This window comes from Mariniflexile sp., from assembly GCF_052728615.1.
On the sequence record NZ_JBFVFE010000032.1, the window covers coordinates 13,830 to 31,707 of the forward strand.

General features: G+C 36.6%; 16 protein-coding genes. 8 read left to right on the forward strand and 8 right to left on the reverse strand.

The features are described from left to right. Nucleotides 1-13: 13 nt before the first annotated feature. From ACU1LP_RS12495 to ACU1LP_RS12515, 5 genes are all read right to left on the reverse strand, one after another. A complete protein-coding gene (locus tag ACU1LP_RS12495; protein WP_445736424.1) occupies nt 14-1,783 on the reverse strand; it encodes a MutS-related protein in 1,770 nt (589 codons plus the stop codon). Nucleotides 1,784-1,861: 78 nt separating this feature from the next. Then, nucleotides 1,862-2,560: a zinc metallopeptidase gene (locus ACU1LP_RS12500; protein WP_445734877.1), complete on the reverse strand. Its 699-nt coding sequence runs from the start codon at nt 2,558-2,560 to the stop codon at nt 1,862-1,864. A 373-nt stretch (nt 2,561-2,933) separates the two neighbouring features. After that, on the reverse strand, nt 2,934-4,031 hold the full coding sequence (gene ald, locus ACU1LP_RS12505; RefSeq protein WP_445736425.1) for an alanine dehydrogenase: 1,098 nt from the start codon (nt 4,029-4,031) through the stop codon (nt 2,934-2,936). Between the two features lie 453 nt (nt 4,032-4,484). Beyond that, complete coding sequence (locus ACU1LP_RS12510; RefSeq protein WP_445734611.1) at nt 4,485-4,589, reverse strand: PQ-loop domain-containing transporter; 105 nt, start codon at nt 4,587-4,589, stop codon at nt 4,485-4,487. Nucleotides 4,590-4,724: 135 nt separating this feature from the next. After that, nucleotides 4,725-8,297 carry a leucine--tRNA ligase gene (locus tag ACU1LP_RS12515; RefSeq protein WP_445736426.1) on the reverse strand — a complete coding sequence of 1,191 codons (3,573 nt, stop codon included), beginning with the start codon at nt 8,295-8,297 and terminating at the stop codon, nt 4,725-4,727. A 219-nt stretch (nt 8,298-8,516) separates the two neighbouring features. Between ACU1LP_RS12515 and ACU1LP_RS12520 the strand changes: the two genes are divergently transcribed. From ACU1LP_RS12520 to ACU1LP_RS12530, 3 genes are all read left to right on the forward strand, one after another. Further along, the gene (locus tag ACU1LP_RS12520) at nt 8,517-9,434 is read left to right on the forward strand and encodes a DMT family transporter (RefSeq protein ID WP_445736427.1); all 918 of its coding nucleotides are present in this window, start codon (nt 8,517-8,519) and stop codon (nt 9,432-9,434) included. A gap of 263 nt (nt 9,435-9,697) precedes the next feature. After that, on the forward strand, nt 9,698-10,576 hold the full coding sequence (locus ACU1LP_RS12525; protein ID WP_445733187.1) for a cell division protein FtsX: 879 nt from the start codon (nt 9,698-9,700) through the stop codon (nt 10,574-10,576). A 253-nt stretch (nt 10,577-10,829) separates the two neighbouring features. Further along, a complete protein-coding gene (locus ACU1LP_RS12530) occupies nt 10,830-11,084 on the forward strand; it encodes a DUF3098 domain-containing protein (RefSeq protein ID WP_445733360.1) in 255 nt (84 codons plus the stop codon). A gap of 57 nt (nt 11,085-11,141) precedes the next feature. Here the strand turns inward: ACU1LP_RS12530 and ACU1LP_RS12535 are convergent, their stop codons facing one another. Beyond that, a complete protein-coding gene (locus ACU1LP_RS12535) occupies nt 11,142-12,263 on the reverse strand; it encodes a glycerate kinase (protein ID WP_445732966.1) in 1,122 nt (373 codons plus the stop codon). A gap of 343 nt (nt 12,264-12,606) precedes the next feature. Between ACU1LP_RS12535 and ACU1LP_RS12540 the strand changes: the two genes are divergently transcribed. The 4 genes from ACU1LP_RS12540 to ACU1LP_RS12555 are packed head-to-tail and all read left to right on the forward strand — an operon-like array spanning nt 12,607 to nt 15,501. Beyond that, nucleotides 12,607-13,419, forward strand: coding sequence for an undecaprenyl-diphosphate phosphatase (locus tag ACU1LP_RS12540; protein ID WP_445732965.1), 813 nt, complete (start codon nt 12,607-12,609; stop codon nt 13,417-13,419). Further along, the gene (gene truB, locus ACU1LP_RS12545) at nt 13,419-14,138 is read left to right on the forward strand and encodes a tRNA pseudouridine(55) synthase TruB (RefSeq protein WP_445732964.1); all 720 of its coding nucleotides are present in this window, start codon (nt 13,419-13,421) and stop codon (nt 14,136-14,138) included. Before ACU1LP_RS12540 ends, truB begins: the two co-directional genes overlap by 1 nt. A 35-nt stretch (nt 14,139-14,173) precedes the next feature. Continuing rightward, nucleotides 14,174-14,722, forward strand: coding sequence for a hypothetical protein (locus ACU1LP_RS12550; protein ID WP_445732963.1), 549 nt, complete (start codon nt 14,174-14,176; stop codon nt 14,720-14,722). 56 nt (nt 14,723-14,778) lie between these two features. Further along, nucleotides 14,779-15,501: a TonB family protein gene (locus tag ACU1LP_RS12555; RefSeq protein ID WP_445733361.1), complete on the forward strand. Its 723-nt coding sequence runs from the start codon at nt 14,779-14,781 to the stop codon at nt 15,499-15,501. Here ACU1LP_RS12555 and ACU1LP_RS12560 read toward each other — a convergent pair. Next, a complete protein-coding gene (locus ACU1LP_RS12560; protein ID WP_445736428.1) occupies nt 15,485-16,102 on the reverse strand; it encodes a thioredoxin family protein in 618 nt (205 codons plus the stop codon). The two genes, ACU1LP_RS12555 and ACU1LP_RS12560, sit on opposite strands and share 17 nt — an antisense overlap. A 348-nt stretch (nt 16,103-16,450) precedes the next feature. On the opposite strand from ACU1LP_RS12560, the gene ACU1LP_RS12565 reads away from it, so the two are divergent. After that, entirely contained in the window at nt 16,451-17,014 is a 564-nt protein-coding gene (locus tag ACU1LP_RS12565) for a DNA-3-methyladenine glycosylase I (protein WP_445736429.1), read from the forward strand. Between the two features lie 109 nt (nt 17,015-17,123). On the opposite strand, the gene ACU1LP_RS12570 is transcribed toward ACU1LP_RS12565, so the two are convergent. Beyond that, on the reverse strand, nt 17,124-17,855 hold the full coding sequence (locus tag ACU1LP_RS12570; RefSeq protein ID WP_445736430.1) for a DUF2490 domain-containing protein: 732 nt from the start codon (nt 17,853-17,855) through the stop codon (nt 17,124-17,126). Nucleotides 17,856-17,878: the final 23 nt, after the last annotated feature.

Consider the following 17,878-nt stretch of genomic DNA (forward strand, 5'->3'; position numbering starts at 1 on the left):
TCCCGTCATCCCTTCACACAATATTCATCTTCTTCAATAAAAAAGACGCGTTCATGTTTTTGCATACGCCTTCTTTCAAGGTGTAATCAAAATGAAGTTCGTCCTTAATGATTTCAGCATCAAAATAATAGTTTTTTACATCTTCCAGTTCCTTTTCAATGGCACACAAACTTAAATCGTGGGTAGCGATAATGCCTGTTGCGTTGGAAGCGACTAGTTTTTCGACAAATTTTCTGGAACCAATGGCTTTATCGGTGCTGTTGGTACCTTTTAAAATTTCATCCAAAACAATAAAATAAGGTTCTTGTACGATAGCATCAACAATGTACTTTAAGCGTGTTAATTCTGAAAAGAAATACGAACTGTCATCGGTCAACGAATCGGTCGTCCGCATGCTGGTAATCAATTTTACTGGCGAATAACGACTTGTTCTAGCGCACACAGGCAAACCCACATTCGCCATCACAATATGTAAAGACACCGTTCGTAAAAACGTACTTTTTCCTGCCATATTAGCGCCCGTAACAATAAAAAACTGTTCGTTATTTATAGTTAAATCACTATCTATACGCTTGCTTTTGTTTAACAACGGATGCCCTAAACGTTCCGCCTTTATAACTACATTATTTTCTTCAATAGTTGGAAACACAAAATCGGGGTGGTTAAAGGCAAAGTTTCCAAAGGAATTATACGCATCAAAAAATGAGACGACTTCAAACCAATCCGACACTTTATGGGCGTGTTCGTTGATCCATTGTTCTACGTGATAGCTGTTTTTTATATCGGACAGAAAGTAGCCATTCCCAAAAATAGCCGATATAAGATTAATGCGGTCATCCAGAGCATCCAACGACTTTGAAAATTCCTTAAATATAACGGATGCTTTTTTGCCTTCCTGTTGGATTTGTTGTTGCTTTTGTTGTAATAATCCTGATGAAAAAGTCTCGTTTTCAATCAAACTCAAAAGGGAGGCGTATTGGCGAAAGGTGTCCTTAACCTTATCGGAATTGGCAGATAGTATGTTTATTTTCTTCACATAAACACCTGAAATCCCCAAGCCTATAAGCAACCAATACCCAATAAAAGTGGCATTAATAACATCAAAAATTCCTAACCCGAATACGAGTATTGAAATGAGCGTAAAACCCAAAGGAAGCCATTTTGCTATTTGTGGTAAAAATGACTGATGTTGTTGCAACCATATAATGATCTGTTTTGCTGGCGTTTCAACAGCTACCAAACTGGATGTTGCCGAATAATGTTGACGCCATTTTGCTTTAGTACTTAATTCCTTAATCGCTTCTTGTCTTTCAACAATATTTTTAATATGATTCGCTTTTAAGGCATCGGCTAATTTTTGAGTGCCTTCGTTGATGGTGGTTCTATTGATGAATTGAAAAAAAGATCCTCTGCCAAACAAATCGATATCCAAACTATAAAAGTGATTGGCATCTTGAAAAACCAAACCTGTATCTCTATCATGAAAATTTCCAGAAGCAATGTTTATTTCATCATTATTAATGTTTACTAAAGCTTCATTGAACCGCTTTTCAGCTTTAACATCATTGTACTTTGATAATAAATATAGAAAAATGGCCGTACCAATTATTCCTATCAAAACCGCGACTTGCCACTGATTAAAACTGAAATAAATTCCAAAAACTGTTATTACAAAAACCAAAACCCGATAGATGCTTAAAGTCGTCATTTTTTTATGAAGTTTTTCAACTTCGGCTTTATAGACTTTTAAATGTTTTTTATAATATTTTGAAGGTTGATCCATTATGTGATTTTATGATGTATAAAGAAACGAAAAAGCCCTGAAAAATTCCAGAGCTTTCATTTTATATTTTAAATGGTTTTAATTTCTTGAGCCACCAAATACTTGAAGCGCCCAATATACCAATGATGCCAAAGCACCAATGGCAGCAACCAAATATGTTCTAGCCGCCCATTTAAGTGCATCTTCAGACCCGGCATATTCTTGCTGGGACACCATGTTTTTGCTCTTTAACCAAGCCAAGGCACGGTTACTTGCATCGTACTCTACAGGTAAGGTTATAAAGCTGAATATCGTTGCAAAACCCATCATGATCAAACCCGCAACCGCTACGTAATAACCAATGCCTATACCGGCGGCGGCACCTAACAACAAACCACCAATAACCACCCATTGCGACATACCAGAAGTTACACTGACAACAGGTACTAAAGCCGAACGCATTTTTAGCCACTCGTAAGCTTGGGCATGTTGTACCGCATGGCCACATTCGTGGGCAGCAACCGCAGCAGCGGCGGCGTTCCGTTGGTTGTAAACCGATTCACTTAAATTTACTGTCTTGTTTTTTGGATTATAATGGTCTGTTAATTGCCCTGGGGTAGAAATGACCTCTACATCGGTAATGCCATGGTCTGCCAACATTTTTTCGGCAATTTCGGCTCCACTCATCCCGTTGCGCAATTGTACTTTGGAGTATTTTTCAAACTTTCGCTTTAATGTACTGCTCACCAACCAGCTAACAAGAGCAATGGCACCTAATAATATATAATATCCAATCATTGTTTTTAAATTTTAATTACGGATTAAATATAACAAAAATAACGCCATTTATTATGTATGAAATATTGTCAGTCATTCCATAAAACAAAAAACCCCGAAATTATATCTCAGGGCTTTTTGTTTGAGTATCATGTTGTCCGGTTAAAATATTTTGTGATGCCTTATCGTATTGGTTTTATTGACTTTACAGGGATTTATATTAAAACACCTTGTTTTTTTGAAAAAATAATAATTACGTCATTTAAAAAATCATCAATGTATTTTATATTGTTTTTCAATTAGTTAGAATCAAATCTATTTTCTTTATTCTAACAGCGAAGCGGTCTATAATCTTTAGTCGGACAATATTGTTTGAGTATATTTGCTTTTATGTTTACTCAGCAAATTCCAAATCGAATGCTTCCGCAATTTCTTTATAAACAATCTTGCCTTTTACAATATTCAATCCTCTTGCCAATGGTGCACTGTTGGCACATGCTTTCTCCCAACCATCATTTGCTAATTTAATAACGTAAGGCAAGGTTACGTTGGTCAATGCTACCGTAGAGGTATAAGGTACCGCCCCGGGCATATTGGCAACGCAATAATGCACGACATCATCAATAATATAGGTGGGGTCTTGATGCGTGGTTGGTCTGGTAGTTTCAAAACAACCACCTTGGTCTACCGCCACATCTACAACCACCGTTCCCGGACGCATATCTTTCAACATATCCCTGGTAATTAATTTTGGTGCTTTGGCGCCTTTTAACAACACGCCACCAATAATTAAATCGGTTTTTGGCAAATGTCTTCTAATATTATATTCGCTAGAAAATTCGGTATTCACATTTGCTGGCATGATATCGGAAATATACCGTAACTGCTTCATATTAACATCCATAATAGTCACATTGGCGCCCAATCCCGCAGCCATTTTAGCAGCTTGGATACCAACAATGCCACCCCCTAAAACCAGAACATGTGCTGGTGGCACTCCCGGAACACCTCCCAATAAAATACCCCGGCCCTTAATTGGTTTTTCTAAGTATTTAGCACCTTGCTGAATAGACATTCTGCCTGCTACTTCGCTCATTGGTATCAATAAAGGCAAGGTACCGTTTTCATCCTCAACCGTTTCATAAGCAATGCAAACAGCTTCACTGGCAATCATCGCATGCGTAAGCGGTTCGCTGGAAGCAAAATGAAAATAAGTAAACACTACATGATCATGTTTTATTAAACCATATTCTTCTTCAATAGGTTCTTTAACCTTTACAATCATCTCTGCAGCGGCATACACTTCTTCAATAGTATCAAGAATGGTCGCACCGGCTCCCACATAATCCTTATCAAAAAAACCACTACCAAAACCTGCATTTTTTTGTACGTAAACCGTGTGGTTTCTTTTGGTAAGTTCAAACACCCCTGAAGGCGTCATACCCACTCTGTTTTCATTATTTTTAATTTCAATAGGAACACCAATTTTCATATGTAGATAATATTTGTTTTTTTAATGGCCATATGGAATCGCTTTATCTTCATCGGTGTTTGCTTGCGCAAACTTGTTGTTAACGGCGATTTCATATCTAGATAATTTTTTAAAACTGGTGCAAAATTAAAATATTTGATTGAGAATATCGGAATATATTCAAAATATTATGATTTTTTTTAGACAAAAAGTAAAATTCATTGAAAAAACAATAAAATAATAGTATTTTTTAAGGATTTATTAGACATTTTTTTGATGCAATAAAATGATAAAAATCATCATATAGCATTTTTGGGACACTATTTTTTGTTATATTTTATTTTAAAATAAATGAGTGAAAATGAAGACACTACGGTAATGGTATTCGCCATGATTATAGATGGGCTGTTTATACATATCCCTTAAACCAACCAAGCTATGATGTCAAAAAAAAATTGTTAGCATGGGTAATGACTAACCCGAAACATCTTTTGTTTTCCAGGTTTTACATACTTGCGGCAAGAAGGCCGTCGTTGTTAAAATGGCGGCGATAAAACCTATGATTTCGATATCATTCATAATGCAAATTTCATAAAATAGAAATAATTATTTGGGCGTTACCCTTAGGGTCGGGCTATTCGTTACAAGTCCTCGCGCTCCCGCAAAAAGCGGGAGCGCTGTGGGCTTTCCACTGCTATCCCTAACGCAACATCGTTACCCTACAATATTCACAATTTTCCCAGGAACAACAATCACTTTTTTGGGTGCTCTACCCGCCAATTGTTCTTGTGTCTTTTCGTTTGCCATCACCGCTTCCTCAATTTGTTTTGCGTTAAGATCCATTGGTAATTCCAGAGTGAAACGCATTTTTCCGTTAAAAGAAATCGGGTAGTTTTTACTGCTTTCCACTAAATAACTGGCATCAAATTTTGGGAATGGGGCTGTTGAAATGGATTCGTTATGCCCTAACTGTTCCCATAATTCTTCAGCAATATGTGGTGCATAAGGCGATAACACAATCAATAAAGGTTCTAAAATCTCCTTACGGGCACATTTTTGGGCAGTCAACTCATTAACCGCAATCATAAAAGTTGAAACCGAGGTGTTAAACGAGAAGTTCTCGATATCCTCTTCTACTTTTTTAATGGTTTTGTGGAGGGTTTTAAAGGCCTCCCCTAACCCCTCTGAAGGAGGGGAACTCTTGACGTAAAAACTTCCGTCTTCTCCTTGATGGTAGAGTTTCCACAGTTTTTTAAGGAAATTGTGAACACCTGTAATACCTGCGGTATTCCAAGGTTTGTATTGCTCTAAAGGGCCGAGGAACATTTCGTAAAGACGTAAACTGTCTGCGCCATAATCAATACAAATTTGGTCTGGATTAACCACGTTGTATTTGGATTTGGACATTTTTTCGACTTCGCGACCTACTATAAAAGTTCCATCTTTTTCAAAAACATATTCCGCTTCTTTGTGTTCTTTTCTCCATTCTAAAAACCCTTCATAATTTAGCTCATTTGAACTATTGACTAAACTTACATCAACATGGATAGGGTGAAAACTAAATAATAAATTTCCTTTCAATGACTCAACAATTTCATCATTGGACTTATTTTTAAATTCTCTTGCGACTGAGGTATCAATTCCAAACACTTGATCAAAATGTTTTGGTAAATAATCTTTAATTCGTTCCAAACAATCTTGCTCTCTAATATCATCTTGATATGGATCAGCTACCTTTGAAAAAGTGTTTTTTGAATTAAACCTTAATCTCAACTTAATTGGATGGAATTTTTTAACATTCTTGCTCGGAGAATAAGAATACCAAATTGCTTCCATATAAACTAAAGCACTAGTCCCCAAAATCATCCCTTGGTTAATCAGTTTTTTAGCATACTCATCTACAGGCACAAACCCTTTATCAAACAAGAATTTTTGCCAAAAACGAGAATATAATAAATGCCCTGTGGCATGCTCGCTTCCGCCGATGTATAAATCGACATCTTTCCAATAGTTTAATGCTTCTTTGCTTGCAAACTCATTTTCGTTATGCGCATCCATATAGCGATTAAAATACCACGAACTTCCTGCCCACCCTGGCATCGTATTAAGTTCTAAAGGATGAATAGTTTTATTGTCAATCAAGTCATTTGAAACAACTTCATTTTTATTTGTGTCCCAAGCCCAAACGGTGGCGTTACCTAAGGGCGGTTCGCCGGTTTCGGTTGGCAAATATTTTTCAACTTCGGGCAAACGAATTGGTAAATGTTTGGCATCAATCATTTGTGGCATCCCATTCACATAATACACCGGGAAAGGTTCGCCCCAATAACGCTGTCGCGAAAATACTGCATCGCGCAAACGGTAGTTGGTTTTCCCTTGGCCTTGGCCTAGTTTTTCTAATTCGACAATGACTTTTTTAGTGGCTTCTTTATAGCCTAAACCATCTAAAAACCCCGAATTTTTTAAAATGAATCCGGACTTTTCAGTAAAGGCCTCATCTGCAATTAAATTCTCTGGGGTTTCAGTTCCCCCTTTGGGGGTTAGGGGGCTAAAAATATTAGGAATCGGGATATTAAAATGTTTTGCAAAATCGTAATCGCGTTGGTCGCCGCATGGCACGGACATAACTGCGCCTGTGCCGTAACCTGCCAATACGTAATCGCCAATCCAAACCGGAATGGGTTCTTTAGTAAACGGATGTTCAGCATAAGCTCCCGTAAAAGCACCTGAAATGGTTTTTACATCCGCCACTCTATCGCGCTCGCTTCGTTTTGAAGATGCTAAAACATAAGCGTCAACCTCCGCTTTTTGTTCTAGAGTTGTAATTTGTTCAACAAGCTCGTGTTCAGGAGCAAGCGTCATGAAAGAAACTCCGAAAATGGTATCAGGTCTTGTGGTGAATATCCTCACCCCGGCCCTATCCAAAGGAGAGGGTGACGTTATGTGATTACTCTTGCGGTACTCTCTTGAATCTTCTTCTTTTGACTCGTTATAACTTTTACTGTTATCCAAAATAGTTTTTATTTTAGATAATACACTACTTATATTGAAAAGAACTTCATTATTTGTAAATCTTATGACTTCAAAACCTTCATTATTTAGTCTTAAAGTTCCCTCTGCATCCAATTGTTTTTGCGCTTCACCATTATGATAATCACCGTCAACCTCAATAACTAACTTTTTTGACAAACACACAAAATCAACAATAAAATCCTCTATTAGATGTTGCTGTCTTATTTTATGATTTAATTTTTTATTGCGTAATTCTTCCCAAAGAAGTTTTTCAGCTTCTGTTGGTTCTTTTCGCATTTCTTTGGCTCGATCTAAAATTAAATGCGAATTATTCCCACCAGTCATATAGCCCGCCCGCGTATGCGAGCCAACTTTCGCTTCCCCTTTGGGGAAGGATAGGATGGGGAAAGTTACAGAAGCCCCCACCGATTTCCCAATCCAATTTCTCTGGCTTTCTTTAAGCGAATCCGTCCAATCTATTTTTTCCAACCCTTGAAGCAAACGTTCTGCATAAGCCGAAATTCGCATGCTCCATTGGGTCATTTTTTTTCTGACAACAGGATGCCCACCACGTTCGGAAACACCATTTACAATTTCATCATTTGCCAACACCGTTCCTAATGCAGGACACCAGTTTACTTCGGTCTCCGCTAAATAAGTCAGTCTGTATTGCAATAATATTTGTTGTTGTTTTTCAGATGAAAACGCATTCCAATCTTCTGCAGAAAACACTTCAATAGCATCATCGCAAACCGCATTGACTTTGGCATTTCCTTCCGAAGCAAACAGTTTTACCAATTCTGAAATGTCTTCAGCTTTATTGGAATCGTTATTATACCAAGATTCAAACAACTGAATGAAAATCCATTGTGTCCATTTGTAATAACTTGGGTCGGAAGTACGAACTTCGCGAGACCAATCGAACGAAAATCCGATTTGATCTAACTGACGACGGTATGTTTTTATGTTTTCTTCAGTTGTCAACGCCGGATGTTGCCCTGTTTGGATAGCATACTGTTCTGCCGGCAACCCAAAACTATCATACCCTTGCGGATGCAACACATTAAACCCTTTATGGCGTTTGTAACGTGCATAAATATCGGACGCAATATAACCCAACGGATGCCCAACATGCAACCCCGCACCACTTGGATACGGAAACATATCCAACACATAAAATTTTGGTTTTTCTGAATTATTTTCAGCTTTAAACGTTTGGTTTTTGGCCCAATAATCTTGCCATTTGGCTTCTATCTCGTTGAAATTGTATTTCATAAATTTCCTTTTTCTCGCCAAGGCTCAGAAACGCAAAGACTTATTATAACTAAATCATTAAAACTTTGCGGCTTTGCGACTTTGCGAGCCATTTTAAAAGCGCAAATTTAAGGTTTAAATAGAAATATAGACACTTAATGCACAAAAAATGAATCTACAAACGCTTTATAAAATATTAGCTTACTTTTGGATGCATAATCAAAAATAAGCGTATAAAATTTGGTTAAAACTATTTTCAAAGCACACCTTGCCTTATTTGGAGCAAATTTAATTTACAGCATCAACCATTTTGTGGCAAAAGGCATTATGCCCAATAAAATCAACCCAACCCCGTTGGGTTTCTTTCGGGTTCTGGGGGCTCTTATTCTGTTTGGTTGCGTCAAATTTTTCATTAAAGAAAAAATTGAGAAAAAAGATGTTTTTAGGTTGGCGCTTTGCGGTCTTTTAGGTGCTTCTTTCAATCAGCTTGTTTTTTTTCATGGCTTAAGTTTGACCTCGCCCATTGATACGTCCATTATCATGACCTCGGCACCCGCCGTAGTTTTTATACTTAGCGCCATTCTTTTAAAAGAAAAAATCACCAATTATAAACTCTTGGGGCTTAGTATTGGCGCCATGGGTGCCATTAGTCTTATTTGGTATGGACATGCCAGTCAAGGAACCAGTTCTTTTATAGGAAACCTATTGGTTTTTCTTAACGTGTGCTTCTTTTCGCTTTATCAAGTGGTAGTTAAACCTTTAATGGCTAAATACCACTTTATAACCATTATATTCTGGGTGTTTTTATTTGGATTGCTATTTTTAATTCCAATTGGCCTAAAGGATGTTATTTATAACACTAATTATGGGTCTTTTACCTTAAATACTTATCTAATTATTGGTTTCGTTATCGTTTTCACAACCTTTTGTACCTTCCTGTTTAATATTTATGCGCTCAAACAAGTTTCTCCATCTGTAGCCGGAAGTTACACCTATACACAACCTGCCCTTAGTTTTATTATCGTCATCATTTTATCCGTTTTTTTCAACAATAAAACCTATGCCGACGACATCAGCATCATTAAAATAATCAGTTGCTTTCTGGTTATTATTGGTGTATATCTCATAAGCAAAAAACCAAAAGCGGTCATCAACTAAACCATTATAAAGTAAAGGGTGTCTTTTTAAAATAGACTATAAAATAGACTAAAGGTCTGCTGAATTCGTAAAAATCAAACCAATACTATTTTCTGGATATATTTTTAAGGGATGGATAGATTTGGGTGAATTGCTGATCCCCGATGTTATTTGGAACATGGTTAAAATTTACACCCCTTAAACAACAATGTTGATATGTTTTAGTTTATATAATAGAGATTGATTATACTTTACTATTTTTGCAGCATTAATCCACTATTTTTATGAGTTCATCTTTTGAAAGAGACCAAAAACGCCGACTAATTTCCTCATACTTTTCGGTTGTATTAAGCATTGCCTTGGTTTTGTTTTTGTTAGGTTTGTTAGGCTTGCTGGTTTTAAATGCCAAAAAAGTATCCGATCATTTTAAAGAACAAGTGGTTGTTACTATTTATTTAAAAGAAACCGCTAAGGAAGTTGAAATTAAGCAACTTGAAAAAAGTTTGGCCATGGCAGATTACGTAAAATCCATTGAATACGTTACCAAAGAACAGGCCGCCGAATTTTTAAAAGCCGAAAACGGCGAGGATTTTATGGATTTTGTGGGCTACAACCCATTGCAAAACTCCATTGATGTACACTTAAAAGCCGATTTTGTAACCTCAGAGCACCTCGAAAAAATATCGGAAGAAGCCACCTCAAAAAACTTTGTGGACGAAGTAACTTATGACAACGATTTGGTTAACCTCATGAACGAAAACGTGAAAAAAATAAGTTTTTGGGTATTGGTCATCAGCGGTATTTTCACATTAATTGCCGTGTTGTTAATCAATAGTTCCATCAGGTTAGCCGTTTATTCCAAACGATTCACCATAAAAACCATGCAAATGGTGGGCGCAACCAAACAATTTATACGTCGCCCATTTGTTTGGAAAAGCATTCGTTTGGGCATTATTGGGGCTGCAATAGCACTAATAGGCATGGCAATCGTGCTGTATTACATCAACAAAACCTTTCCAGACCTAGGCTTATTAAACAGCCCCGTTTTAATCGTGCTGCTTTTCGCCATTATTTTTGCTTTGGGCATCATCATTACCTGGATAAGCACCCACATAGCCACTCAACGTTTTTTGAATTTAAAAACCGACGCGTTGTATTATTAATTTGGGCGTTACCCAAGGGTCGGGTTTTCCGCTATATCTTTTGGTTTTGACACTTCTGCGAAGGCAGGAACACACAGTCAAAGTTAAAGGTTTGTTTTTTAAGGTTGCTTCTTGCCAATGAAAACCAAAAGGATGCCGCTGCAACCCCTAACGCAAAACCAGAACTAATAGAACAAGGTAGATAATTTATAATAGTGTTAACGCATCATTTTTAAATATTTATGTTAATTTGCACCAATACTTTTTAACAATCATGGGAGAGAAAAAACAAAAAGAAGTTTCAAAACCAGTTTTTATATTTGGTAATAAAAACTATAAATTCATGTTTATTGGTTTAGCTTTTATCGCATTGGGATTTATTTTAATGTCTGGTGGAGGTAGCGACGACCCCAATGTTTTTAACCCCGAAATTTTTAGCTGGAGACGTATTAGATTAGCACCGGCACTTGTTCTTATAGGGTTTGGAATTCAGATTTATGCTATTTTGTTGAATCCGGAAAAGAAATAATTTCTTTTTAAGACCTCACAGGTTCTTAAAACCTGTGGGGTCTGCATCCATTTCCTTTCATAATTGACGTGCAAAATTTACAGCCATCTGTTTTACATAAGCATACCCATTCTGCATCGCATCATCTAACGATTTTGCTTTTCCCATAACCGCATCTGTATATGAAATACCTAAAGCATCAGCCTCTTTTTTAGAAAGAGATATGCTTCCACATAAAGCAGCCACCGGAATACTTTGTTTTTTAGCCGAAGTGATAACCCCATCAATGGTTTTTCCAGAAAGCGTTTGAGAATCCAGTTTGCCTTCACCCGTAATAATCCAATCGGCTCCTTTAATTTTTTTATCAAAAGCCATTAAGCTTTTCACCAAATCAATCCCAGATTTCAATTCAGCATTTAAAAAAATCAAAGTGCCTGCTCCCATGCCGCCTGCTGCTCCAGCGCCTTTTATATTTTGAACATCCCTGTCAAATTGCTTTTTAAATAATTTCGACATGTTTTTCAATCCTTCATCCAATGCTTCAATTTCATCGGGAGATGCTCCTTTTTGTGGTCCATAAACATAAGCAGCTCCTTCTTTTCCGTACAGAGGATTAGTTACGTCGCAGGCTACTTTAAAATCAATAGATTTTAAAGCGCCCATAACATCATTGCTATTTATCACTCTTACTTGCGATAAATTTTTGCCCATAGGCATTAACTCCTTACCGTATTCGTCTTCAAATTTATAGCCTAAAGCGGTTGCCATACCCATGCCACAATCATTGGTCGCACTTCCTCCAATACCCAAAACAATGGATTTAGCCCCCTTATTAATGGCGTCTAAAATAAGTTCACCGGTTCCTAAAGTGGTGGTATTAAAACAATTTTGCTCTTCCTTTTTTAAAAGATACATGCCGGAAGCCTCAGCCATTTCAATAAAAGCCGTTTTTATAGAATCCATATACAGGTATGATGCTTCTATGTCTCTAAAAAGCGGGTCGTTCACCTTGACTTTAATCCGTTTCCCTTTTAAATGATATTCTAATATTTCGATAGTACCATCTCCACCGTCTGCTAATGGTAGTTTTACAATTTCAGTATTTGGCAAAACTTCGTTGATGCCTTCCTCAACAGCAGCACAAAATTGTGTTCCCGTTAAAGAACCTTTAAATTTATCTGGAGCGAGAACAATTTTCATTATTACAAAAGAATATATCATGCTAAGATATAAACTTCTGCAACCGTAAGGGCAAAAGCATTAAAATCAATATTCCTATTTTTAGCCACGAATTTCACTAATTAGCACGAATGAATGAGTTTAACCCATTTAAAATTCGTGAAATGATTATCCTAAAACAATTGCACGAATAGAAAAATCTAAGGATTTTTCAAATATTAGTGAAAATTCGTGACCCCGAGCGAAAGCGAACTGGCGAAGCAAATTCGCGGCTTAATATTTTTAATGTTTTTGACCTGCATATTTGCCATAAATTCAAACAGTTTTTCATTATTTGATTTGAGTATTTTAATACATTTGCCAGATGAATTACATTGAAGCCATTATTTTAGCCATTATAGAAGGTATAACAGAATATCTGCCCATTTCTTCTACGGGTCACATGATTATTGCATCGTCCTTTATGAAGATAGCTTCCGACGATTTTACAAAACTATTTACCATTGTTATCCAGTTGGGTGCCATTTTATCGGTAGTCGTTTTATATTGGAAACGCTTTTTTCAAAGTCTGGATTTCTATTTTAAACTATTGGTGGCATTTATTCCCGCAGTGGTTTTAGGATTGCTTTTAAATGATGTGATTGACGACTTATTGGAAAGTCCCGTTGTAGTGGCCATTGCTTTGATTATAGGCGGATTTATCCTGTTGAAAGTGGACGATTGGTTTAAAGCCAACGAAGTTTATGATGAAGCCAACCCAGAGGCCCACACCAAAATAAGTTATGCTGCGGCTTTAAAAATCGGCTTTTTTCAATGTCTTGCCATGATTCCTGGAACCTCTCGAAGTGGCGCCAGTATTGTTGGGGGAATGACACAAAAGTTGAACCGGAAAACAGCGGCCGAATTTTCGTTTTTCCTGGCAGTTCCTACCATGTTTGGGGCGACCGCAAAAAAACTTTATGACTATTATAAAGCGGGGTTTACATTGAGCAGCGACCAAATAAACTACCTCATCATCGGTAATGTTTTGGCATTTATTGTGGCCTTACTTGCCATAAAATCGTTTATAGATTATTTAAGTAAAAAAGGCTTTAAGGTTTTTGGTTATTACCGTATTGTTCTGGGCATTGCGCTATTCATCATCCACTTTTTCATCTACAAATTAACCATCGTTTAATGTTGAAAATTGAAGATTATCTTTTTGGTCAAGTACTTTTAATCGACAAACCACTGCATTGGACCTCTTTTCAAGTAGTCAATAAATTACGCTGGGAAATAAGGCAAGCGTTCAACATTAAGAAAATTAAGGTGGGGCACGCAGGCACTTTAGATCCGCTTGCTACAGGTTTGTTGGTAATTTGCACAGGAAAAATGACCAAGGAAATAGACTCTTTTCAAGCACAAGCAAAAGAATACACCGGTACGATTGTTTTAGGAAGCACCACCCCTTCATTCGATTTGGAAACCGAGATAAACCACACGTTTCCAACCAACCATATTACCGAAAGTTTAATAAAAGAAGCCACCAAACCATTTATTGGTAAGATCCAGCAAATTCCTCCGGTATTTTCTGCCATAAAAAAAGATGGTAAACGACTTTATGAATTTGCCCGAGCTGGGGAAGAAGTAGAAATTAAATCGAGAACCGTTACCATTTCAGAATTTGAAATTACAAACATTGATACTTCGACTGCGCTCAGTACAGGTTCAGTAAATGTTGGTTTTAGGGTGGTATGCAGTAAAGGGACATACATCCGCTCCTTGGCCAACGATTTTGGTAAGGCATTGCAATCTGGCGCACATCTATCGGCTTTAAGGCGTACCAAAATTGGCGACTTTCATGTTGATAATGCCTCATCCATTGAAACTTTTATCAAGAATCTTCCTTCGGAATAATTATTGATATAGACTTCTTCCAAAGAACCCATTCCATGAAGCACATCCATCTATTATTCTGCATCACATTTTCAATCTCTTTGGTTTCATTTTCACAAATAGAAAAAGAAAGAACCAAAGGTGTTTTCTATAAAATTTCATTGGCCTCCACAGTAACCATAAATAAAGAATATACTTTGGCCCAAGATGATGATTCCGGCCCGTTAATAAACCCCAGTGCCGTATTTATAAACAATACTATTGGTTATCAATTTGACCGGCGTACCATGGTTGGATTAAATTTTGAATACAACTACCATTCGCAACAAGGGCTTCATTTTTTTCCTGCATATTTAAACCTTCAACATAATATTATTGTTGATGATACCAATGTTTTTGCGCGCGTTGGTTACGGAACACTTTTGGGCATGGGCAAATCGTTTGAAAAAGGCAATGTGTACAAAATCGGGGTAGGCGTTCAAGAGGTTTTCCAGAACAATAACTCCATACTCTTTGGACTCGATTTTACAAGAAAACGCTTTGGGTATAGAACGCTTGAAGGTTTATCCAGCATATCCCTTTTTCTGGAATTCATGCTATTTTAATCTTTTTCCCTTACTTTGCCGTATATATGGTACTATTGTAATTTAAAAAATTGTATTTGAATATTTCCAACCAACATAAAGCTTTATTGATAACGCTCTTATTATCGGGAACGGTCATTCTTTCTGTTTTTAATTTAAGTATAAAAACACAGGACGAATTGATTACTGAAAGCTATTATGAAATGGAGCCAGAAAAAGAATTATCTCCTGAGGAAGCAAAAATACTTGAAGCTTTAGAAAAACTCAATGCCAGTAAAGCCGAAACCAACAGTGCTTTTAACGAAACGGATAAAAGCAAACATTTTACGCAGGCTTACGAACAAATTGTACCAGCAGAGGATTATGTACCGGCATCGAGCGAAGAGAATGATGGTGCCGATGATAGCTCAAACAGCCTTGGCGAAAACAAACCTTTAAAACCTGCTATTAACAAAGAGGAACTGTCGGCTTTTAGCAAAGTGAACGATTTACTTAAAAATCAGCAAAACGAAGGTGTAAATACCAAAAGTACCGTTAGTTTTTCGTTGATGGACCGAAAAAAAGTCTACATTCCCATTCCCGTTTATCTTTGCGAGGTTGAGGGAAAAATAGTGGTGACTATTACGGTAGATTCCAACGGAAAAGTTACCAGTACTGATATAAACACGTCGTCTACATCTTCCAACGAGTGTTTAAAAGAGTATGCTTTGCAGTATGCAAAAGATTCCCGATTTAATGCCGATGCTTCTAAAAAAAACCAAGTAGGCTCTATTACTTTTAGTTTTATTGGCAAGCACTAGGTTCTAATTTGCAAAGTATCCCCACAATATCGTTAATAATATTCTGCCCTTTGTTATTATTGTACCAATGCTGTAAATCTTCTTTAAATTCTGGCGTTAACGCACCATATTTGGCTTTGTAAAGATTTACAAGACTGGTGGCTTCGGTAGGGCGCGGGCCATAAGTATCCAACACATCGCCTGTTTCATCATCAATAATAATCAATTTAGGAACCGCCCTATTTCCATTGGTTAAATACGCATCCATTAATTCAGGATTTTCATCGCAAAGCACAATTCTTAAATTAATATGCAGGTTTAATTGCGCTATTTTATTCAATACTGGTAAAACATGTGCAGCATCGCCACACCTGCTTTCGGCAATAACCAACCACGTCATATCATTATTGAAATCTTTTAATCTATTTTCAGCTTTTTTTTGCACTTTTATGGTTTTATCCCAACGCTTCATTCGCTGTTCATTCAGTTTTGTATAATTGGCCAAAACCTCGATTTTATCATTCCCTGTGGTAGAGTTTTCTAAACTCAATTGTTTTACCAATGCCCTGTAAGCTTGATACGACATACTGTTTTTCAAACTATTTTTTATAAGCGTACTCATAATATGGAAATTAATGGTTCTAAATAAGTTAAACAAATGTAGTGTCTGAATATTTTTAACAAGATGATTTTTGTCATGATTTTAATATATTCCTTACAATTTTTAATGCGCAACTTTAGGACGGACTTTTTTAGGAACCCAAGAACCTTTGTGATCCCAATAGATATCGGGGACGTGTAAAACTTTGTGAACCTTTGTGAAATAACTATAACACAAAACACACAAAGAAGACACAAAAACCACAAAGCATAAAATCATTTTAAAAGCTTACCTAAGAGTAAACTATATACTGTTGAATGGTAAGCTGTAAAAGTTTATATTCGTAATACTGAATTTTTAAATAAACCTATGGAAAAACACAGATGCGGTTGGTGCGAAGGCGATGCGTTATATGAAACTTACCATGATAACGAATGGGGCGTGCCCGTTTATGATGATGCCACTATTTTTGAATTTTTGATTTTGGAAACCTTTCAGGCAGGTTTAAGTTGGATTACCATTTTGCGAAAACGTGAAAATTTCAGGGCTGCTTTTGATCATTTTGATTATAAAAAAATAGCCGAATATCAACAAGATAAAATTGATGCATTGCTTCAGGATGCTGGCATTATTAGAAACAAACTAAAGATACATGCTACCGTTACCAATGCGCAATTATTTATGGAAATTCAAAAAGAATTTGGAAGTTTCAGCAAATACATTTGGGGTTTTGTTGATGGAAAACCCATTAAAAACAGTGTTAAAGATTACAAAAAAGCACCACCCACAACCGTAATTAGCGATGCGCTGAGCAAAGATTTAAAAAGGCGCGGGTTTAAATTTGTGGGCAGCACGATTATGTATGCGCACATGCAAGCCACTGGTATGGTCAATGACCATGAAATTGGGTGTTTTAGGTATAATGAGGTTTAATTAATAATCTGTATTAATTCTAAGTACATAACAAAAATTGAAACATAAATTTTAAGCCGGTAATTATCAATAGTTTTATGTTCTTGGATGTTTTATTTACAACATCAATTCAACTTTTAGGTCTTTTTAAGTTTAAAGATTGATGAATTGTAAATCTTATAATATCTCTGCTATAAAAATCCGCTCCCGATTTACGCTGTTGAAACCAATTGATGTACCCCAGTTCAAAACCTAAATTTTCCTTAGCCATAAATTGAAAACTTGCCCCATATCTATTTTGGTCGAAAACATTATTCACAATTTTACTGCCTATATTCAATTGAATTTCATCAAAAGCTTTAAGTGTTGTTTTCTTAAATGGAGTATAGCTGAGTTCGAGCTTATAACGAGTTCTAATATTGTTATATTCAAATGAACCATCTGGCTGTTCCAGAAATCGGAATTCCGTCCAATAGCGATGGTTTAAACTGAACCCGCTACCTAGTTTTTGATTGTTTGCAATTTCAAACTGTGGCCTTAATTCTGTATTCGTTTCAAAGTCTTTAACCAATGGATCTTGTGGCAATGCTTGTAACAAATACGTAAAACCCAGAGCTACATTCCAACCATTACCCAGTTTGCGGTCTAATTGTGTTCTGGAAACAAATTGATGTTGACGCCAAGGAAACCAATAGATACGTTCCTCAAACTCTTGCCGAATTTGGTAGGTCGGGTTTATTTTTAATTTCAAACTATAACGCATCCATAAAAGCTGTTGCGTTTCAATGTTTTTCTGTGCCAGTACCGGAAAGGAAATCAAACTAAATAAGGTCAAAATTAAGGTAATAGCTTTGTGTTTCATTCTAGAGAAAATTAATTTCATTG